General features: G+C 71.8%; 12 protein-coding genes. 8 read left to right on the forward strand and 4 right to left on the reverse strand.

Going from position 1 to position 21,702, the window contains the following annotated elements; translation table 11 throughout:
• Window positions 1-71 precede the first annotated feature (71 nt).
• The 6 genes from ACWD3I_RS24680 to ACWD3I_RS24705 all read left to right on the forward strand — a co-directional run bounded on the left by ACWD3I_RS24680 (window position 72) and on the right by ACWD3I_RS24705 (window position 5,554).
• A complete protein-coding gene (locus ACWD3I_RS24680) occupies window positions 72-1,349 on the forward strand; it encodes a sensor histidine kinase (RefSeq protein WP_365398546.1) in 1,278 nt (425 codons plus the stop codon).
• On the forward strand, window positions 1,346-2,044 hold the full coding sequence (locus tag ACWD3I_RS24685; protein WP_365398420.1) for a response regulator transcription factor: 699 nt from the start codon (window positions 1,346-1,348) through the stop codon (window positions 2,042-2,044). Before ACWD3I_RS24680 ends, ACWD3I_RS24685 begins: the two co-directional genes overlap by 4 nt.
• A 161-nt stretch (window positions 2,045-2,205) precedes the next feature.
• The gene (locus ACWD3I_RS24690) at window positions 2,206-2,733 is read left to right on the forward strand and encodes a DinB family protein (protein ID WP_365398417.1); all 528 of its coding nucleotides are present in this window, start codon (window positions 2,206-2,208) and stop codon (window positions 2,731-2,733) included.
• A gap of 160 nt (window positions 2,734-2,893) precedes the next feature.
• Window positions 2,894-3,724, forward strand: coding sequence for a hypothetical protein (locus tag ACWD3I_RS24695; RefSeq protein WP_365398414.1), 831 nt, complete (start codon window positions 2,894-2,896; stop codon window positions 3,722-3,724).
• Window positions 3,724-4,674 carry a hypothetical protein gene (locus ACWD3I_RS24700; RefSeq protein WP_365398411.1) on the forward strand — a complete coding sequence of 317 codons (951 nt, stop codon included), beginning with the start codon at window positions 3,724-3,726 and terminating at the stop codon, window positions 4,672-4,674. The genes ACWD3I_RS24695 and ACWD3I_RS24700 overlap by 1 nt, the downstream gene beginning before the upstream one ends.
• Before the next feature lie 127 nt (window positions 4,675-4,801).
• Complete coding sequence (locus ACWD3I_RS24705; protein WP_365398408.1) at window positions 4,802-5,554, forward strand: hypothetical protein; 753 nt, start codon at window positions 4,802-4,804, stop codon at window positions 5,552-5,554.
• 63 nt (window positions 5,555-5,617) lie between these two features.
• Here ACWD3I_RS24705 and ACWD3I_RS24710 read toward each other — a convergent pair whose 3' ends face one another.
• Genes ACWD3I_RS24710 through ACWD3I_RS24725 form a run of 4 tightly spaced genes read right to left on the reverse strand, consistent with a single transcriptional unit; the run spans window position 5,618 to window position 18,061 of the window.
• The gene (locus tag ACWD3I_RS24710) at window positions 5,618-11,551 is read right to left on the reverse strand and encodes a hypothetical protein (RefSeq protein WP_365398405.1); all 5,934 of its coding nucleotides are present in this window, start codon (window positions 11,549-11,551) and stop codon (window positions 5,618-5,620) included.
• 31 nt (window positions 11,552-11,582) lie between these two features.
• A complete protein-coding gene (locus tag ACWD3I_RS24715) occupies window positions 11,583-14,069 on the reverse strand; it encodes a hypothetical protein (protein WP_365398401.1) in 2,487 nt (828 codons plus the stop codon).
• Complete coding sequence (locus ACWD3I_RS24720) at window positions 14,066-16,978, reverse strand: DUF6603 domain-containing protein (protein WP_365398398.1); 2,913 nt, start codon at window positions 16,976-16,978, stop codon at window positions 14,066-14,068. Before ACWD3I_RS24720 ends, ACWD3I_RS24715 begins: the two co-directional genes overlap by 4 nt.
• Window positions 16,979-16,984: 6 nt before the next feature.
• Window positions 16,985-18,061 (reverse strand): WD40 repeat domain-containing protein, encoded by a 1,077-nt coding sequence (locus tag ACWD3I_RS24725; protein ID WP_365398395.1) that lies wholly within the window; start codon window positions 18,059-18,061, stop codon window positions 16,985-16,987.
• 458 nt (window positions 18,062-18,519) lie between these two features.
• On the opposite strand from ACWD3I_RS24725, the gene ACWD3I_RS24730 reads away from it, so the two are divergent.
• On the forward strand, window positions 18,520-19,713 hold the full coding sequence (locus ACWD3I_RS24730; protein ID WP_365398392.1) for a DUF2235 domain-containing protein: 1,194 nt from the start codon (window positions 18,520-18,522) through the stop codon (window positions 19,711-19,713).
• A gap of 40 nt (window positions 19,714-19,753) precedes the next feature.
• Window positions 19,754-21,700, forward strand: a complete 1,947-nt coding sequence (locus ACWD3I_RS24735) for a phospholipase D family protein (RefSeq protein WP_365398389.1) — start codon at window positions 19,754-19,756, stop codon at window positions 21,698-21,700.
• Window positions 21,701-21,702 lie beyond the last annotated feature (2 nt).

The following is a 21,702-nucleotide window of genomic DNA, read 5'->3' on the forward strand; positions in this document are numbered from 1 at the left end:
GGGCGGACTCCGCGGGTCCGCGCGGCGGCGAGAATGATCCGGTGACGGACGTACGTACGACGCTGGAGCGGATGCGGGAAGCCGCCCGCCGGACGGTCCGCGACGCCAGGGTTCCCAGCGGTCCGCCGCTGCGGCCCACCCGGCGCGCCTGGCAGTTCGACACACTGGTCGCGCTGGTGATCGGCATCTCCACCGTCTACTACGGCATCGACAACGTCGACGTCGTCGTGGTGCGCGAGATCGCACCCGGCGTGGCGTACACCGTGGTGCGCCCGTCCGGCCCCGGCGGGCTGGCCTTCATGGTGAGCCTCGCGGTCGTCGCCTCGGGCGCCCTGGCGCTGCGCCGCCGCTATCCGCTCGCCGTACTGTGCGTCGTGACGGCGGCGACGCTGGCGACACCGCAGAGCGTGCTGCGGCTGACCTTCTACGCGTTCATCATCGCCGTCTACAGCGCCGCCGTGTACAGCCCGTACCGGGTGGCGGCCCTGGCGGCACTGCCGGTGTCGGTCGTCCTGGTCGGCACCTCGGGGGACTCGGTGACACCGATCGTCCCCAACGACTACATCGCCCTGCTGATCCTGGTCCCGATGGCCGTGGCCGCCATCGGCCTGCGCACCTGGAAGCTCCGGACCGACGAGGGCCGTACCCGGATCTCCACCCTGGAACTGGAACGGACCGAGGAACTGCGCCGGGCCGTCGAGCACGAGCGGGCCAGGATCGCCCGCGAACTGCACGACGTCGTCACACACAACGTCAGCGTGATGATCATTCAGGCGGGTGCCGCCCGCAAGATCATGAACACGTCGCCCGAGGAGGCCGGCGAGGCGCTGCTCGCCGTCGAGGCGGGTGGGCGGGCGGCCATGACCGAACTGCGCCACGTCATGGGGCTGCTCACCATGGCCGACGAGCACGAGGGGACGTCCAGCGGTGCGGACCCGGCCGACACGGCGGAGGAGCTGACCCCTCAACCCGGCCTGGACCAGCTGGAATCGCTGGTGGGGCGGGTGCGGGACACTGGACTGCCCGTCGACCTGACCGTGACAGGGCCGCCCCGTCCCCTCCCGCCCGGCCTCGAACTCGCCGCCTATCGCGTGGTCCAGGAAGCCCTGACCAACACGGTGAAGCACGCGTCCGGCGCCAGGGCCGCCGTGACCGTCGACTACGGCCCGGACCGGCTCCGGGTCGAAGTCACCGACACCGGTGGGCAGTCGGGCGGGGCCGTCGGAAGCGGCCGGGGCCTGATCGGGCTGCGCGAGCGCCTCGCCGTCCACGACGGAACCCTCAACACCGGCCGACGCCTGACCGGCGGCTACCGTGTGGAAGCCCTGATCCCCCTGGAGGGACCGTGACCGAGCCGCTGCGTGTGCTTCTCGCCGACGACCAGACCCTGGTCCGCACCGGATTCCGGTTGATCCTCCGCGCCGACGGCATCGACGTCGTCGCCGAGGCGACCAACGGGAGCGAAGCAGTCGAGGCGGTCCGCCGCACCCGGCCCAACGTGGTCCTGATGGACATCCGGATGCCCGAGATGGACGGCCTGGAGGCCACCCGCCGCATCCTCACCGGGGGCGCCGACGCGCCCCGCGTCATCATCCTCACCACGTTCGACCTCGACCGGTACGTCTACGCCGCCCTGTCCGCCGGAGCCAGCGGCTTCCTCCTCAAGGACGTCACCCCCGAGCAGCTGACCGCGGCCGTCCGCACGGTCCGCACCGGCGACGCCCTCCTCGCACCCACCATCACCCGCCGCCTCGTGCAGCGGTTCGCGCACCAGGGCAGCGACACCGCCGCCCTCCACCGCGACCTCGCCTCGCTCACCCCACGCGAACTGGAAGTCCTCGGCCTGCTGGCCCGAGGCCTGAGCAACGCCGAACTAGCCGGCCGCCTCCACCTGGCCGAGGCGACCGTCAAGACACACATCGCCCGCATCCTCGGCAAACTCGGACTCCGTGACCGTGTCCAGGCAGTCATCGTCGCCTACGAGACAGGGCTGGTCAGCGTCGGCGCGGGTGGGGTCGCCCAGCAGCCGACGGAGCAGACGTAGAAGAAGGCCGAGACTTGGCCCTGGCAGGAGGAACCTGCGTCTGTCAGTCTCTGCGCGTCCGCGAGGAGCGCCAACCGCCTGGCCGGCACACCGAGTTGGTGGAGTCCCGTTCCGGATGTCGGGCAATTCCCTGCCCGACCGCGGAGATTCAGGGATCCTGGGTGGCCGTGACCGAGAATCTGAGCGACAACACTCCGGACCACGAGGTCAGGGCGCTTCTTCGAGTCCTGCACGGGCAGCGGCGCCACGTGGTGGACATCCTCGACGGGCTCGACGCGCAGGATCTACGACGGCCCGTGCTGCCGTCCGGATGGCACTGTCTCGGCCTGGTCCAGCACCTCACGCTGGACGTCGAGCGGTTCTGGTTCCGCGCGGTCGTCGCCGGGGACCAGCAGGTCATCCGCGGCCTGACGAGCGACGACGAAGCCTGGCAGGTGTCCCCGGAAGTCCCGGCCGTCGACGTGCTCGACCGATACCGGCAGGAGGCGGCCTGCGCCGACGCCGTCATCACCGCCACCTCTGCAGACGCCGCGTTGGCCTGGTGGCCCCACGACCTGTTCGGCGAACCACACCTGCACACCCTGCGCGACGTGCTGCTGCACGTCATCACCGAGACCGCGTGCCACGCCGGCCACCTCGACGCGGCCCGCGAGCTGATCGACGGCCGCCGCTGGCTGGTCCTGACCTGAGAGTCCCGATCCGGCTCCGCGATCCCTCCGACCCGATCGCCGGAGAAGGGCGGCCGCGGGTCGGCCGCCCCAGGAGGAAGAGTGCCGGAAATGAGAATATTCTCCTTGTATGGCACCTACGCGTGCGCGACCCATCGCCTTGGCGGTCATCCTCGGTCTCGTGGCAGTGCTCGGGATCGTCTGGCTGGTCAGATCCGCCACCATTGATGGGCAGAATGCCGCTGACGAACGCCCGATCAGCTCCGTGACCGGCTCAAACGGCACTGATCCCAACGCCGACCCTGGCAGCGGCACCGGCACCGGCACCGATCGCTCGGATGACGGAGCCTCCAGCTCCCCATCCACCTCGCAGGGCACATCGACCGCCGGTAACAGCACGCCAGGCGGCGAGACGCGCAAGAGCGATCGACGATCCATTCATGTCAACGGCGTCCACCTCGACGGCAACGGCAGTGGTCCCGGTTGTGTGACCATCATCAACAAGACGGCCACTGCCGGCACCGTCAACAGTGTCTCCTTCACCGTGACCGCCGGCCCGGCCACTCCGGCGGTCCGTTCCGACGACGCCGCGCATTGTTCCCTCGACGGTAATCCTGCGTGTCGCGGAATCAATCTGACTGAGGGCGACCAGTGCGTGGCGGGGGCTGTCCTCCCGTCAGACGCCCCGGCAGGTGAGTACACGGTCACCGCAGTAGTCCACTTCACGTACCTGTGCGACAACGCCGAGAACTCCCCGTGCAACGAGGTGCCGGACTGGGGCGGTTCGCCACCGACGTCGCAGAATCCGGTGCAGATAAGTGGCTCAAGTTCCAACAACGTTCCCACACTGACGATGTCTGTCGGAGGGGCGGCGGCAGACAGTCCGCCGGAGGAGTTCTCCCCGCCGTCCGACGACACGCCTGTCCCGGACTCCCCGCCGTCACCCGACACCGACTCCCCCGAGGAGTTCCAGCCCCCGCCCGACGAGCCGCTGACCGGGGAGCAAGGCTGATGGCCACGGTTCCCCCACCCGAACCGCCACCCACGCCACCTGGCCCGGAACCAGCCGAAGAACCCGAGCCCTCCACCGACCAGCAGCCCGTCTCGGCCCGCATCCGCCAACTGGCCGAGGCCATCGGCCCGACAACACTGGCCACCGCGCTGCTTGTCTACTTCGGCTACGTCGCCACCCGCGCCCGCTACCAGTACTTCGGCGTTCCCCTGGACATGACGGGCCTGTCCAATCAGGACTTGATGCTGCAGGGCCTCGAAGTGGTCTACGTCCCGGCGGCCTTGATGTTCCTCGGTGTCCTGACGTGCGTCGGGATCCATGTCTTCGTCAAGTGGCTGCTCGCTCGCGACACGGGCGACGACACCTCCACCACCCATGCCCTTCTGGCGTACCTCATCATGCTCGTCGGGGTCCTCCTCATTGCCAGAGCCGTCATCGGCATGTTCGTCCAGGACTCCGACACCAGCGTCATCATCGGTGCCACACCTCTGTCGCTGGCGATCGGACCGGCGGCGGTGGCATACGGCACCTGGGTCTACACGCAGCAGCGCGGGCGAACCCTGCTGTCGCGGCGCCTGGCACGCAATGGCGCGCTCTGCGCCGTGGGGCTGTTCATCGCCGGGCTGTTCTGGGCCTCGACCCAGCTGGCCTGGGCGTACGGCACAGGGCGAGGCGAGGAGGACGCATCCAGACTGGACCTCCGACCGGAAGTCGTCATCGACACCAAGGAACCACTCGATGGTCTGCCCACCGGGGTCACGACAACCCGGCTCGACGATTCCGAGAAAGAGGGAAGGGCGTACCACCACCGTTACGCGGGCTTCCGCCTGTTGCTGTCGTCCGGCGGACGACTGTTCCTGGTCACCCCGGACTGGGAGCTCGGCCGGGACCGGACGATCGTTCTCCCCTACGGAGATGACATCCGGGTACAGCTCATGCCCCAACCCTGAGCCTCCCCCTCCCGGTCGACTCCGAGCCGGAGGAGGAGCACGCTGAGCAAACAGCCTTCGACGCCTTCGTCCGGCAATGCGGCAAAGCGTCCGGGCCCACGCACAGAAGACGTTAGGGAGCGGGACGATGGACCTGTTGCCGGTCGAGATCAAGGTCAACATCGAGAGCGACGTGGCGGCGGCTCTGTCGCTCCTCGGCGCAGCGCACGGCGAGATGACCACGCGCCGGATCTGGTTCGCCGAGGGCCGGGACGGCGCCGCCGAGGGCCGGGTGCCACTGCTGGACGCCGGCGTGATCGTGCGGTTCAGGATCGGTGGCGGTGCGGACGATCTCACCGTCAAGTTGCGCCCGTGCGACCGGAAGCAGTTGGTCGGCCGGTTCTCCACCCCGTTCGACGCGGAGCCGTTCACCTACAGGATCGAGGAGGACTGGTCAGTGGACCGCCATGTGCCCGCCGCCTCCCTGGTGCACAGTCACCCACCGGGGGCGCTGTTGGGCGCGGTGGCTCCCGGTGCCGATCCCGCCGCGCCGATCGATGCGGTGCAGGACCAGTTCCTGCACGCCTGTGCTCCCGCCGTCCAGCTCAATGGCCTGGTCGCGCTGGGGCCGATCCTCTCGACCAAGGTCGACGACGTTCCGCTGGGCGACCTGAAGGTGAACCTGGAGGCGTGGTCGGTCGCCGGTACGGAGTTCCTGGAGGCCTCGATCCGGGTGAAGCCCAAGGACGAGGACGACGCCAAGGAGTTCATCACGCGGGCCGAGCGCAAGCAGCGAAAGCTACAGGAGACGGTGCGGGAACGCGGGGTGGCGCTCTCCGATCACCCGGAGAACAAGACCCGACGCGTCCTCACCGCCCTGGTGGCGGCCGGGCGGCGCTGATCCAGCACCACGGCCGTGGAGCCGGCCCATGGTGTGCCTCCCGTCTCGGTTGACGGACTGTCATCACGGCCACGGCTCCGTGGGCCGCACGGTGTCGAAGACCAGCCCGCTGGAGCTCTCCCCGGTACCGGGGGCCTTCTCCCGGCGCACCCAGCTGTGCCAGGAGCCGTCGAACCAGCGGGCCAGCACGGGGCGTCGGGTGACGAACACGCCGTCGCGCGGCACTTCTTCCTCGTGCATCCACAGTCCGGGGGTGATGAGCCGGCCCTCCGGGCGTGAGTCGAGGCCGGGGCCGGTGAGCCTGGCCAGCCGGAAACGGATCTGGGCGGTGCCGACCGCTTCCGGGACGAGGGGGAACCAGTAGTCCGGCACGATGCTCTGCACGGCGTACGTGGGCAGTTCGCCGGCCGTGGCGGGCTCCGGGGGTGTGGTGCGGGCCCAGCGGTCGCGGCGGTCGACCTGTTCGCCCCGGCCGTCGGTGTAGTGGTGCTGAACGGCCCAGGCCAAGTTCGCCAGTTCGTCACGGGCCAGCACCACGCGTTCCAGCGGCTGCCCCGTCAGGCCGCGTTCGGTGGGCAGGACCAGCAGCCCGGAGGCCGCCGGGTGGTCCGGCTCCGGGCTGCTCAGGGTGAACATCGACCAGGCCGGATCATCCTGGCCTGCGCGCCGGACCAGATGGTGGCGGCCGAAGACGTCACGCACGAGGAGTTGGTCCAGGACGGTCAGGGAAGCCGTCGGCACCTCCAGCGGCACCAGGAACCAGTCGTTGCCGAACACCGTGGCGAAGGAGATCAGCAGCAGGCGGCCCGTGTCCAGCGTGGACACGTCCGCCGCCCCGAGGTCGACGCGCGCGTCCTCCATCTCCCAGAACCGGTCGGCCGGCAGTCCGCCGTAGCGGATCGTCGAGGGCAGTCCCTCCTCGGTGAACGTGCTGCGTTCGCCCTGCGGCGCCGCCTCGGCGTCGGGGTCGGGGTGCACATCCAGGCTGTACCAGTCGAGGCCGTCGCCCTGGTACTCCTCGGCGCGCAGCACGGTTCCACCGGTGGACAGTTCGGCGCCGTACTCGAAGCGGTGCGGGTCGAAGCAGTCGGGGCCGCGCTCGGCGAGCTGTCCCGCCCACCAGGTCCGCCATCGGGCGGCCACCTCGCCGAGCCGCGCGTCGGGTCCGCTGTCGAAGGTGCCCGCGTCCAGTGCTGCCGCCACCGACTCGGCGTCGGGCAGTCGGCCGTCGAGCAAGCCGATCAGGCTCGTGTCCGTCTGGCCGGACCGCAGCCGGTGGGGTGCCAGTGCCGCGAGGGCGGCGGTGGGCAGCCCGGCGTCGTCGGTCATCCGCAGCAGGGCGGCACCGCCTTCGGCGCGCAACCGTTCGTCGGCCTGTACGGGCTCGTCCTCGACCTGGCTGTCCAAGGGGCCGAGGCGCGGATCGTAGGGCACCCAGTCCGTGCTCCCGCCCGGCCGCCAGGCGTCGATGGGCGAGCTGCCGCCGGCCATGCGGACCACCGCGGGCGAACCGGCGTCCTGGGCGGCGAACTCCCCGAACTGCCACTGGCGGGTGAGCAGCCACAGCGGGTCGTGGACGCGGGCGGCCAGTCCGGTTTCGACGTCGGAGGTGCGGTGGCGGGGCTCCAGCATGAAGGGGCCCTCCGGGTCGGTGCCGGGCCGGGGGTTCTCGATCCTGGACAGGGCCTGGCCGGTCGCACCGCGGGGGGAGATCCGGATGCCGGGGATCAGATCGTCCAGTTCCGGCAGGTCGTCGAGGTCGACGGCGCGCAGCTTGGCCAGTTCGAGGGTCTCGCGCACCACCTGCGCCAGGCCGTCGGAGGTCCAGCCGCGCTCCAGGTTCGGGGGCACCGCGATGAGCACGCTGTGCGGGGCCTTGGCGTCCGGGCGGTCGTAGTGGAAGGCGACTCCGGTCAGTTCGGTCTGCGGCGCGGCCGCGTCCGACGGGGGCAGCTGATCGGAGCCGGGGAGCAGTTCGATCCATTCGTCGAGTACGAGGCCGGTGATGGCCGCGCCGGGCACGGTGTCGGCCGGTGCGTGCCAGACCAGGTGGGTGGTGGCGGTCGGGCGCTGCCCGGCGGGGAAGACACCGCCGATCCAGGCGTCGGCCGCGCTCGTCGGGTGCTGTGCCGCACGCAGCCGCTCGACCCGGTCGGCGCCCACTGCGGCCAGCAGCAGGGTCTCGTGCAGGGTGCGCACCACCGGTCGTACGGCCGCGTTGCGCCGTAGCCAGTCCTCCAGGTCGGCGCCGGGCAGGTCGGTGCGGCCGGCCGGGGGCGGGGTCGGTGCGGTGAGGTCGGGCAGGAGCGGGATGTCCGCGCCGAGCACGTCGGCAAGTGTCGTCCGGGCCCGGGAGAGCCAGGCGTCGGCCGCTTCCGGTGTGACCTGCTCCGCTGCCAGGGCACGCAGCGGGTCCCCGGCCGGGCCGCTCTCGGCGAAGGCGGCGAGGCGCGTTTGCAGCCCGGTCGTGTCGACGGTTCGGCCGGCCGGGTCCTCGGGAAGGTGGGCGGGCAGCAGTGGCTGGGCGGTGGACAGCAGCGAACGGATACGGACCGCGCGGCCCCGCAGTCCGCTCCAGCCGGGCCCGCTGAAGGTGACCGGGGTGTCCGGTGTGACGCCATTGGCGTTCTGTACGGCACGGCGCAGCCCGGCCGGTTCGACGGAGGCAGTGTCCAGTACGGTGCGCAGCGCGCCCAACCGTAGGCTGTCGACGGTGAGTTCGAACGCCTCCTGGCCCACTGTCCCGGTCAGCGTCCAGCCAGTCGCAGGGCCCAGCAGATGCGCGACCCAAGCCTCCAGCGCAGGTTGCAGCGTGGCGAGCGGATCGGTGGGCCAGCCGGCCGGGGCGAGGGCGGCCGGCAGCAGCGTGGCGACCCGGTGGGTCAGTGCGCGGGCCCGGTGCGGTGTGCGCAGGACGCGGAAGGTGTCCGGTACGTCCTCGCCGCGGCCCAGGGTGTCGGCGGTCAGGCCCGCACGGATCGGGTTGCCTCCCACCAGCTGGTGCACGCTCTCGGCCAGTACCAGATCGCCCACCGCGTCCAGGGCATCGGCAAGGTCCTCCAGCAGCGGTGTCACCGCCGCGAGGTTGTCGTCCGGGACACCGGCCAGAGCGGGAGCACCGGCTCCGGCCCGTACGAGGGCCATGCCGTCGACGACGTTGCGTGCCGAGATCGCCTCAGCGCTGCGCGCCCACAGGTCCGCCGCGGGCTGCTCCCCCTGCGGTTCGGGTACGACCGGCAGGGGGAAGCGGCGGCGGAAGCGTTCTACGAGGTGGTCCAGTTCGGCGTCGTGCAGGGCCCGTTCGAACCGGTAGCCCAGGAGGGAGCCCAGGTTCTGGCCCTGGCGTACGCCGCCGAGCAGCCAGCGGGCGATACGGGCACGGCGGGAGGTGAGGTTGACGGCGTAGGTCTGCTCGTCGGGGTCGCTGAGGAAGCCGGAGCGCAGCACGGCCGCCGTCGCCGCGTGCTGGAGCGAGGGCGCGTGGATGTAGCCGTCCTTGTCGGAGATCTCGACGGTGGTGTCCATGTCGTCCAGCACGATGTCGAGCTGTTCGCGCTGCACCGGCGGACGCAGCTCCTCCACCCAGCCGTAGCAGCCGAACCGCACGCCTTCCACTCCGGACTTGCGCAGCGCGGCCAGCCGTCGCGACGCGAGCGAGGTGATCCAGGCGTCCAGCCGGTGCGAGTGGACGTCGATGACCTCCAGCAGGAGTTCGGGCAGCCGGGTCACCGGGACGCCGGCCAGGGTCCGCAGGGCCTGTTCCAGGCGGGGCAGCTCCGCGGCGGCCCGGGTGGCTGTGGCGACCCGTTCGGCGCGCTCCTGCTCGCTCAGCCCATCCAGTACGTCGGCCACCAGTTGGTCCACATCGCCGGTGACGGCCAGTGCCTGGCGCAGGGTGTCGTCCGCGCCCTCGTCGTCGCCTTGGAAGAAGGCCCAGTTGGGGAGGAACAGCAGGGCGTCGAGCAGCCCGCTGGCGTCCGGTTCGGGTTCCGGCTCCCCGTCGTCCGGTGGCTGCTCCTCGCCGTCCACGGGCGGCGCCTCACCTTCGCCGCCGGGATCCTCGCCTCCGTCGGCAGGCGCAGGCTCCTCCTGGCCTCCGGGAAGGTCGAAGAACGTGCTGCGCCGAGGCGGAGTCTCCCGGCCGGTCGACAACTCCACCGGCCACGCCTCGTCGTAGCCCTCGGCGTTCAGCTCGCCCGCCAGGAAGGCGCGCACCGCGCCCAGGTAGTCCGCGGTGGCCGCCGCCCGGGCCGGGAAGGCCTGCGGGTCAGGGGTGAGCCGGGCGACGAACTCGGGGACGCCGGTCTTCTCGTCCAGGCTCCCGCCGAAGGAGGTGAAGCCGTCGCCCCGTGTGGTCCAGCGCAGCATCGCATGGGGCGGCAGACCGGGCAGGCCCAGCCGCGCGGGGGGCTCCGTACGGTCGGTCCTCCCCACGGCCGCCGCCGGGCTGTCCATGCGCCACATGGACAGGCCGGTCGCCACGGGCAGCCGCTGCAACGCGTTCACCGCGACCTCGTCGACCGGCATGCCCGGCTGGACTCGGGGGATGGGGTCGATGGCGTTCTCCCCCTTCACCGCCGCCCGCCAGCGTTCCCTGAGACGCTCCAGCCAAGGCGCGATCAACGCGTCCACGTCACCGACGCGTTCGGCGCGCCAGTCGTCCAGCGCCGTGGCGGGCAGGATCCCGTACGGCTGGCGCCCGACCCGCAGCATCGGCAGCGGCCCGCGACCGCGCACATGCTCGGCGAGATGCTCCCTGACCGCACGCCACGGCCCGCCGGGGGCCACACCGGTGACCTGCCGGGTGCCCAGGTCGAGGGTGCTCAGGGCGGCCTCGGCGAAACCCTTGCCGAGCGTCGGCCATGTGAGCAGGGTCAGCGCGGCGACGGCCGAGGGTTCCGGGTCCGCGGCGCCGGAACAGCCGCGCAGGAAGTCGGCGTCGGACAGACCCAGCCCCGTCGCCAGCGCGTCGGCGACCGGCCGCTCGCCCGCCTTCGGATCGGGATCGGGGCCCGGGTAGGCGGGCGCCGAGGACCAGCCGGAGCGGCTGCGCGGGGTGTTGTTGGTCGCGGTGCCGGACGGCAGCAGGCCAAGACCGCCACCGAACCTGTGGCCGTGCAGGAGGTCGCGCAGCCGCGTCGCGCCGTCCGCCGCCGAGTCGTCGCGCACCCCGACGACGAGCAGCTCGTCCAGTTGCTCGGTGCTCTCGGGCGGGAAGACCAGTTCGATGCCCATACCGGCCTTGACCGCCTCGAACCAGTCGGTCTCCCAGCCCTCCTCCTCGGCGCGCAGCAGGCCGATGGGCAGCGGGTCGGGCACCGGGCGGCCGAGCGTGTCCACCACCACCTGGCCGTCGAGCAGGCCCAGGAAGCGCCAGCGTTTCGGCATCGCGACCGTCTGCGGCCGGTGCTGCCCGGGGTCGTCGGTGCGGATCGTCGGTGGCGGTGCGCCGGGGCGGGCGGCGCGGACCGCCCAGGACGCGCGGGCCGGACGCAGCTGGGTGAGCACCTGCTGCCAGGCCTCCGGGCCGGGGTTCTGCCAGTATCCGGCGGCGGCCGCCGCTTCGGCGGGGGTCAACCGGGGGTCGAAGGCCGTGAGCAGGATGTCGTCCGGGTAGATCCGTACCCGCAGGGTGCGCGGCTCCCACCAGATGGTCTCCACCCGCACCGGCAGCAAGGCGATCGGGGCGGTGTTGTCGTCGGGGAACAGGGCCGTGCCCTCGCCCAGGGCGCGGGTGAGTTCGTCCTCGGCCCCGGCCGCCGAGGCGTTCAGCTCCTCGGCTCTGCGCTGGAGCTCCAGCAGGGCCGCCTCTGCCTCGACGAGCAGTTCGGGGCTGGGGCGCTGGCCTTGGATGTGAAGGGGGTCCGGCAGGCCGGCCCGGATGTGGTCCTGGAGGCGCTGCACCACGGCATGCTGCTCGTCCGCGAGGGCCTGCGCGGCGTCCACCTCGGTGCGGGCCCGGTCCACCTGTGCGCGAGCGGCGAACGCGTCGTTCATGGCGGGGGTGCTCCTGTCCTCGGTGCGGCGCTCAGCCGCCCAGCAACGTGGTGGCCCTGAAGGCGAGTTGGAAGGGCCGTTGGAAGGCGATGCGGGCCATGTCGGCCGCGTCCCGGCCCCACACCGCGAGATCGGGTGGCGGTGGGGCAGGGGTGGCGGGGGCCCGGCCCAGAAGGACGAACGCACCGCCCGCCACCTGGACGCCGTCCCAGGTGAGATCCGCCCACGACTCCATCTGGGCGGGCTGGGCGCCGGTGTCGAAGCCGAACTGGGTGCCGCGCATCGGTTCGCGGAACACGAAGAAGAAGTCCTCGGCGCGGGCGCGTTCCGCGTCGAGACCGGAGAACAGGTAGAGCACGGTGGACTCGTCCAGTGCGAGCGGGGTGGCCGGCACTCCGTCGAACGCGTCGGGCAGTTTGCCCGCCACGCCGCGTACGGCGAGCAGGGCGGTGCCGGGGAAGCGGTGCAGCAGCTCCCCGCGCACGAGCAGCACCAGGTTGCCCGCGCCGCCCGTGCGCAACTGACTGCCCAGCGGGGCCTCGCGCGGCCACAGGGCGATCTCCTCGACATCCGCGTCGTCGCTCGGCCAGAACCGGGCGAAGGGGGTGCCGCGCTGGTCGGTGGGGAACTCCCGCCACAGCAGTTCCCGGTTGAACTCGTGGTTCAGCCCGACCAGCAGCGCGGCGATGAACTCGGGGTTGGTCTCCAGCAGGGTCACCGAGTCCGGGGGGAGCGCGCTGATGCCGGGCAGCGCCCACTCCGGCCAGCGGGCCAGGAGCTCCTCGGCGATCGGCACGGTGAACTTCGGATGGGCCATGATCGGCCGCAGCGGGCGGGCGTCGTCCTGTGTGCGTTGCGCCCAGAAGTCGCCGGGGACGCGGTCGGTCATCCGCAGTATCTGCAGCCGCGTGGGGCTGATCCGGTCGCGCAGTTCGCCGGACAGGCCCTGGACGTCCATGCCCATGTCCTGCAGGCCCCGCAGCAGGACCGGATCGGGCTGCTCCTCGGGTACCTCGCCGTCCAATCCGCGCTGGGCACGCCGGGCCAGCGCCCCGCCCGCGCGGATCAGCCGTGCGAAGGAGGTGCTGGCCGCTCCTGTGGGCACCTTGTCGCTCGCGACCAGCATGGCGGACAGCGTCTTCGCCTCCGGTCCGGCGGCGGCCAGGGGCACGCGTCCGCTCACCGGCGCCATGACGGTGACCAGATCGGCCACCCCCAGCGCGTCGAGGTGCTTGTGCTGGGCCCGCTCGGCCGCGGCGGCGGCCAGCTCACCGGCGGCCAGCAGGCGGTTGGCCTGCCGGATCTCGCCGACCTGTTCCCAGGCGCGGGCCATCAGGAATTCCTGCTCCAGTTGCACGTACCGGGTGCCGAGCGCGGCGGCCACCCGCCGGCGGACCTCCAGGTTGAGTGTGCTCAGCCAGCTCTCCGGCTCGGCGGGCACGGTCTGTTCCCCGGTGTGGTGGCTGCCGTAGAGGGGCGGGCCCACGGCGACGATGTCCTGGTCGTCGACGGCTTCCTCGCGCTGACGGGCGGGTGCGTCCACGCGTTCGCGCACCAGGCCCCGGAAGCGCTCCTGAGCGGCCGGGTCGCTCCAGGTCTCGGGTGCCGCGGTACCGGGCGCACGCAGCGCACCGTCCATGGGCACGGTGGCAGGACCGGGAGAATCCTCGGCGGGCCAAGGCTTGCCGACATCAATGATCCGGCTGCCGAGTCCGGCCTCCGCGGCGGACCGAAAGCGCAGTCGGCGGGCCAGCTCCTCGAAGGTGCCCGCCTGCCCGGTGCGGAAGGTCCACCAGTGGTAGACGGGCAGGTCGACGGTGTCCCGGCCGGGAATCGGCCAGGCGTCCGCCGTGGCCGCGCCCGCCGGTGTCACCCTCAGGCCCGCGTCCCGTCCCGCGGCGGTGGCGGGGACCACGGCGGCGATCCAGCCGCGATTCGGGAGCAGCCGACGCGGGCACATCAGCCGGGCGACGACATCGGCCGAGTGGTTGCGCGCCCCCTGCTCGACAAGGCGCTTCGCGCCGGGGACGTCCGTGACGGTGTCCGGGAGGCGTGCCTCCACATGCGCCCACGCCCACCGCTCGGCCAGTGGGGGCAGCGCGGCGACCGGGGCGGTGAGCACCGGCAGCGGGTGGGACTCGCGCGGTGGGGCCGCCTCGTCCTCGGCCAGCACTATCAGCACGACCCAGGGCTGCGGGGTGGGCCCGCTCCCGGTGGGTGCCGGTCCCGGGGACAGCAGCCAGGGCAGGTCGGCGTGGGCCAGTTCGACGGTGGCCAGCACGTTCTCCGCGGCGTCGGGCGTGCCGGGCGGCGGTTCCTCCCGCAGGACCATGCTGCGGTCGAAGCCGAACACATCTCCAGGGCCGACCAGCGACAGCGTCGGCCCCGTCACCGGTGGCGGCTCCTCGCGGCGGCCCTCGATGTCACGGTTGAACCGCACCGACGTGGGCAACGCCTGGCCCGTGGCCGAGGCGCCGGCGCCGACCTGTGCCGAGGAGAAGAACCAGCGCGTGCTCACGACCGTAGCTCCCAGGTCTCGACGAGCCGCAACGCGTCCTGCGGTTCGGCGAGTTGTCCGCGTACGGCGTCCCAGGCGTCTGTGGTGGCGTTGACCAGGGTGACGTCGTCGAGCAGCGGGCTGAGGGTCTCGGCGGCGGCCACGCTCAGCGTGGCCGGGCGTACCTTGACGGCCGCCTCGGGGGTGCGCCACCTCTCCAGCCGCTCGGCGGCACTGACCGCGAAGACGGCCTCGCGGCGGAAGAACCCCGACCACATCGTGAACTGCCGCTCGGGCAGCGGCGGTTCGTACTTCGTCTCGTAGGTGTCGTCGACCCGGTGGCCCTCACCGACCCGGACGCCGTCGGTACGCGCCCGCAGCCCGCCCGCGTGGCTGACGAACGCGGGCCCGGTGAGCTGTTGGTCCTCGGTGAGGTCGAAGAACTCGCCGGGGACGAATCGCTCGGGCAGCGAGGCGAGTTGGCCGGCCGCCTGGGGAGTGCCGAGGGTGACCTCTTTGACCGTCCAGGTCTGTGCGGGTACCGGCCGCCGCTCGAACCGGGAGATCCGCACGCCCAGCGGTACCACACGCTGGGTCAGGCGCAGGGTGGCGTCGGGGTGCACCAGACTCCCCTGGTTCAGCTTCTCGTTGGCCTCGGGGGTGAACAGCAGCGCGGTACGTTCGGCGGCCGGCCGCTCCGCCGCCCAGGCCGTCGTCTTCGCCAGTTCGGGGGTGAGCGCGTCGAGCGGACTGCGTCCGGGTTCCTGCCGGATCGCCTGCGCCGATCCCCAGCGGACGTCGAAGTCCAGCTCGACGTCCCAGAACAGCACCGAGATGCTGCCGGTGCCGAAGGCGTGCCAGGGGGCCGGGCCCTCCAGGGTGAAGTCCAGCCCGATGCCCGCCAGTCGGCGCCCGAACGCGCGCACCGCCACCCCGGCCCGTACATGCACCGAGAACGCGAACACCGGGTCGAAGACGAACAGGGCGTCCAGGCCGAGCCAGCCCTGCACACCGCAGCCGGCGATCGACGCGTCCAGCTGGACCTGACCGCCGAACATCACCGCGTTGGAGGTGATGGCGAAGTAGGCCTCCATCCGCAGTCCGAAGCCGTTGCCCGGGGCCAGGTCGACCTGGAGCCGGTTCAGCGCCGGCACCCCGGCGGGGCGGGCATAGCGGGGGTGGAAGCCGCCGGCGGACAGGACGAACTGCGGCTCCCGGCCGCCGCGTACGAGGAGATACATCTCTCCGCGCACCGCGAGCCCGACGATCCACGAGCCGGACAGCGACACCAGGAGTTCGACGAGGGGGACGGCCGGTTCGATCCGGCCGAGCACACTCGCCTGGAGGCGGATGAGCGGCACCACCGGGTCGGGCAGCCCGACCAGCAGCCGGCCCACCAGCACCGCTCGGGCCGGGGCGGGCAGCTCCAGGATCAGCGCGCCGGACAGGGACACCATCCGGCCGCCCCACGTGATGCGGACCATCGGCCCGACCAGAACACGTCCGGCGGCCACCGGGAACGCCGAGCCCAGGGATCCGATGATCTCCGCGGCGCGCTCGACCGCGCGGTCCGGGAACAGCACATGGTCGGCGTTGCCGTCGCCGACCAACTGCTGAAGTGCGGTGATGTCGACGCGCCGGTTGACGCCGACCAGCCCGCCGACCGCGTCCAGCGCGAAGCCCAGGCCCAGTTGGATGCCGGGGGGCGGGAACTGCGCGGCGAGCAGCACCATGAAGCTGGTCGGGGCGCCGTTTCCGTCCGGCGGCCGGAACAGGGCGACGGCCTGGAGCCGCAGCACGCCCAGGTCGATCGAGATCAGACCCCCGTAGCCCTGGTCGGGAGTGCGCCGCACCAGACCGCCGCCGGAGATCGGCGGCACCTTGAGCTCGGCTCCGATGCCATCCGGGAACAACTCGCGCAACCGGCTCGGGTCCAGGCCCGGCCGGGTGCCGGGGGACAGCGCGATCGGCAGATCGATCCCGGCCCCCTCCAGATGGACGCGGAGCGGCAGACCCGGCAGCCCGGCGCTGGCCGACAGGGACAGCGCCAGGTGCGGCTCGCCGCCCTCGGAGGTCAGTTCCAGGGCGGCACCCCGAGTGGACACGAGCGGGGCGTTCAGCCGCATGGGGAGGGGGACACGCAGGGCGCCGGTGCCGGCAAAACGCAGACCCTCGACCCGGTCGGCCCGCAGGATGACGGGCGGGGGCGGGCCGGACATGGGGCTGGCCCCGCCGATGCCGAGCAGCCTGGCGAGGGCGGCCGGCAGGACGGCGGCGTTGAAGCCCTGCAACTCCAGCTCCGCGGCCGCGGGCGGGCCGGCGGTCACGGTCAGGGCGATGCCATCCACGCTGACCCCCGGCCCGTCCGTCATACCGGCGGCGAGCCGGCCGGTGCGCCGCAGCCGGATCGTCGCGGTGCCGCCAGGCGGCGCCGGAGGCGTGGACGGCTGGGAGGGCACGCCGGGGCCGAAGGCGGCGTCCCAGCCCTGCGGGGCGGCGATGGTCGCCTCCGCACTCCAGGGCGCCAGGCCGGCCGCGGTCGGGTTCAGGGTCGTTCCCCGGGTGACCACCACTTCGAACACGGGCCCGTCCGCGGTCACTCCGAGCACCGCACGCCCGGCGGCCGGCCCCGCCGCGTCGGTCAGCACCAGCGCCACGCCGAGCTGGCCGCCCGGTACCCGTCGCCAGCCGTGCAGGCGTACAGGGGATGCGGAGTCCAGATCACCGAGCATCTCGCGTACGAGATCCACCAGCGAGTTCCCCGCGGGCAGCCGGTCGTGCACGGCGAGCAGCCGGCCCGCGAGCTCAGTGCCGGCGGCGGACGGATCCTCACCGAGTTCGGGCAGCGAGCGGACCAGCCCGTCCACGGCGTCCCGGGTGAGCGCGCGCAGTTGGCCTGCTACCTGGTCAAGGAGTTCGCGGGGGTCCATGGCGGCTCACCTCTGACTCGTCTGGCTCGCTTCGCCGTTGTCGATGACCAGCGCGTCGTTCATGGTGCCCAGGCCCAGCCAGCGGCCGTTCGGGCTGAACCGCATGGTCAGCACCTCGTCGGTGGTGACGGCGTACAGCTCCTTGCCGTCGATGTTGAACAGCCGTACGACGTTGTCGATCGAGGCGCTGGCCGCCAGCTTGCCGTTGGGACTGAACGCCACATGAGTGACGGCTCCGAACCCGGGGTCCGGGGCACCGGGAGTCAGCTTCGGCGCCCGGCCCCTCTCGACGCCGGTCTCCGCGTCCAGGACCCGGGCGAATCCGTCGGCACCGCCGACCACGGTCCACTTGCCCTTCGGGTCGTACGCCAGACAACTGGGGGCCGTGACCTGTTCGTCGATGTCCTCCGCGGTCGGCCACACCTGTGTTCCGTCCTGCGCCTGGAACATCCGGGTGGTGTCGTCGGCGGCGCAGCACAGCACCAGCCTGCCGTCCGGGCTGAACGCGACCGCGAACACGGCGTTGCCGGGGGTCAGTCGGCTGATCTGAGTGCCGGTGGCCAGGTCCATCACCCGCGCGGACCCGGCGAGATGGTGGTCGCCGCCGTGCCGTTCGTCCACGGCCAGCGCGACCCGGGTGCCGTCCCGGCTCAGGTCGACACCGGCGATCAGGGGCCGTTCGACAGTGATCCGCCGAGTGATCGTCCCGGTGGCCTGATCGAGTACGGCGACCAGGGTGTCGGTGGCCGCGATCAGCTGCCCGTCGGGACCGAACCGCACGGTGTTCACCGAGTTGCCCGGGTCGAGCGGCCCTTCCCAGACGGCCGAGCCGGTCGAGCTGTCCCGCAGGGAGATCTTCTCGAAGTCGGCGACGGCGAACTTGCTGCCGTCGGGACTGAAGGCGATGCCGGTCACGGATCCGTCGACGGCCACGTCCAACGCGGCGCCGATACCGACCGCGCGCACCCGCAGCAACGCATCGCTGCCGCCGCCGGCGAAGCGGGTGCTGTCCGGGCTGAAAGCGAGCGCCTGGACCGACCCCTCGTGCTTGACCCGAAGCGCCACGGTACCTGGCTCACTCATTGCGGCACCTCCCTGTGCTTGGCCGATCCGGCGTGCTGGCCGACCGATCGGAGTGGAGACGTCGCACCGACCCGTCGGACACCTCGCCGACGGATGGGCACACCCAGGAGTCACCGGCGATGGAGGCGTGGCGATGGCCGCAGTCCAAGTCGGCGTGGCCCGGCCTGATGCGCTGCCGGTATTCACCGCATGCCGGAATGGAGGGGTTCGCGTTGGCGAACACGGTGTGAATGTCGAATTCGCTGTCACAGCACACATCAGGCTGCGTGCGTTTGCTATAACTCACCAGCCTAGCCGGAATATCGACACTCGCCACATCGACCTGCGGCCACGTGGTCATCGGTGCAGAGCCAGAGCGGCGCGGCGGGGAGCACCTCGCGTGGCGCCGTCCCCTGTGCGGTGCCAGCATTGGTGGTGGTGCTCTGTACCGCTCCGCGCTCCCGCGAGGAGGGATGATCATGGCCAAGCGTCTGGTCGTGTGCTGCGACGGCACGTGGAACTTCGCCGACCAGCCGAGCAAGACGAACGTCGCCAAGGTCGCCCTGGCCCTGCGCCCGGGATCCGCCGACGGGAAGGAACAACGCGTCTACTACCACAGCGGCGTTGGCACCCAGCGGCGGGAGCGGCTGCGTGGCGGCGCGCTCGGCGTGGGGCTGTCCCGGAACGTCGCCGCCGCCTACCAGTTCCTCGTCGAGACGTACGAACCCGACGACGAACTGTTCCTCTTCGGCTTCAGCCGGGGCGCGTTCACCGCTCGCAGCCTGGTCGGACTGCTCCGCAACTGCGGTGTGCTGCGGCGGGACCACGCCGACCGGATCCCGGAGGCCTGGGCGCTGTACCGGGACCGGATCGAGCAACCGAACGGCGCGGCGGCCACGTTGTTCCGCCGCTCGTACGCACGCGAGACGGAGATCCGCTTCATCGGGGTGTGGGACACGGTCGGCGCCCTCGGTATCCCGGTCCCGGACATGGCCTGGCTGCGTCCGGCGGCGGACCGGTTCAACCGCCGTTGGGCGTTCCACAACACCGAGTTGAGCAGCTGGGTCAGGTCCGCCTTCCACGCTCTGTCCGTCGACGAGCAGCGCTCGGCGTTCCGGCCGACCCTGTGGCATCAGCAGCCTGGAGCGGACCGGGAGGGCCAGGAGCTCAAGCAGGTCTGGTTCGCCGGGGTGCACGCCGATGTCGGCGGCGGCTACAAAGAGGCGGGGCTTTCCGACGTCGCCCTGTTGTGGATGGTCGATCAGGCCCGCAGATACGGTCTCGACTTCGACACCGACGTGCTGGGCGAGGCCGGGCCGAAGGTGATGAAGCCGCAGGAGAGCATCGACTTCCGGGTACGGCCCGACGGTTCGAGCATGCTGCATACCTCCCGTACGGGCATGTACCGACTGTCCAAGCCGCTGCATCGCCCCCTGGGTTCGGCGGTGGACGACAAGGGCGAGCCCGACGGGAACGAGTTCCTCGCGGTCCCCGCCAAGGAGCGCTACGACCGGGACACGGGTTATCGGCCGCAGGAACTGGAGCGCTACCTTGCCGCTCAGGAGCGGGTGCGGCTCGAGCCGGTGCTGCTGCCGGGCCTCGCCGCGGGCCTGCCGCCGATCCCGCCGGGGGCGCCGGCCGATACGTCCAAGGGATTCCACCGGGCCCCGTGACATCACGATCTGGGCCGTCCGAGCACGAAGGAGCCCCGCGATGCTCACCTCCGCACTCTTCGCCGGCGATCCGCTGCTGGAAGCCGTCGCACAGGACCAGGACCGTATCTCCCGGTCCCAGCACCGCACCGATCCGGCTGTGCGAAAGGTGCAGATCGCCCTGCTGGACTGGGATCCCGACTGTCTGCCCCAGTTCGGGGCCGACGGTGACTACGGCAACGAGACGGCCGGTGCGGTGGCCCGGTTCAAGGCGGAGGTGCTCGGGGTTCCCCCGGCCGAGATCATCGACGACGTAGGGCCTTTGACGGTCCTGAAGCTGGACGAGATCCGCGCGGCCGTCGAACGTCCGCCCGCCCCGAGCCTCGCTCCCGATGAGTGGCTGCTGACCGACGCCGAGATGGGCGGCTTCCGCTCCCCCGCCTTCACCCTGGACAACCTGATCCTGTTCTTCGTCGACGGCGAGGCCTACTACAACACCCTGGCCGCCCGCCTCGACGGGCTGACCGCCGGAGACCGGGTGCTGTTCGCGGGCTGGCGGTTCTCGCCCGAGCAGAAGCTGCTTCCCGCGGTCGCGGGCGCACCGGGGATCCTCGACCGGCTCCTCAAGCTCCGCGCCGACGGCGTCGTGGTCCGTGCGCTGCTGTACGGCTCGCAGTTCTCCACGCTGCCGGTGCGCAGACCGAGGATTCCGACCTTGCCGTCCAAGGACAACTTCGACTTCCGCACCGGTCTGGTCGATGCCGGGGCGCAGGCCGTCCTCGACGCCCGGGTGGGCGACTTCGGCTCCCACCACCAGAAGTGCGCCGTGGTACAGGGTGCCGCCGAGGGGCCCTGCGCGTTCGTCGGCGGCATCGACGTCTGCCTCGACCGTTGGGACAACGCCGCCCACGTCGATCCGCCCGCCCGGCAGCGGGAGCCGGACTTCCTCGGACAGAAGATCTCCCTGCCCGGCTGGCACGACGTGCAGTGCGCGGTGTTCGGGCCCGCCGTCGGCCAGATCTGGCAGAGCCTGGTCCAGCGCTGGAACGACCCCACACGCCCCAGCCGTATCGACGCGACGCCCGCGCCCATCCCGGCGTCGGAGGCCCCCGGACCGCCGGCCACCTCGGGCACCCAGGCCGTGCAGGTGCTGCGCACCCTCACCTGCAAGGGTGTCTACTCCTTCCTGCCGGGCGGCGAGTTCACCGTCGTGGCCGGCTACCGCAAGGCCATTCGCCGGGCACGGCACTTCATCTACATCGAGGACCAGTATCTGTGGCCCTCGCTCGTCGTCGACGACCTGCGCGACGCCGCCGCCCGGGGCGTCCAGGTCATCCTGGTCACCGCACGCGACTTCGACGCGCCGGGCCTCAAGGACGTCCACAAGGCGCTGCGGGCCGAGGCCCTGCAGCGCATCTCCTCCGCCGCTCCCACGAACGTCCACTGCTTCCATCTGGAACAGGCGGCGACCAGCCTCCAGGTCTACGTCCACGCCAAGCTGTTGATCGCCGACGACCAGTACGTCGCCGCGGGCAGCGCCAACCTGAACTTCCGCTCCCACACCACGGATTCGGAGCTCCAGCTCGGCATCTTCGACACGGAGCTGATCGACAGCGCGATGGGGGGCGCACCGCACCAGGCCGGCAAGTCCGTCCGTGAACTGCGCACGCAGATCTGGGGGGAGCACCTCAACGAGGACCCGTCCCTGCACGAGGATCCGCTGGCGGGTCTGGGGCGCATGCCGACGGCCGGAGGCAAGATCGGCCATCTGGTCAACTTCCCCGTTCCCCCGCAGGTCCCCGCCGTGGACTGGCGTGAGACGGTACGCGAACTGCTGCGCTCCCTCCAGGAGATGGAGAACTGGCAGCTCCTGGCGCCCATCGTGCTCGGCCCGCTGTCCCTGCCCCTCGCGCTGGTGCCGGGCATGGACCTCGGCGCCCTCGCGGACCTGATCCCCGACCCCGAGTCCTTCCTGCGCAACCTGCTCAACCCGCACACCGTCTGCTGAGA

This window comes from Streptomyces sp. NPDC002817, assembly GCF_053592055.1.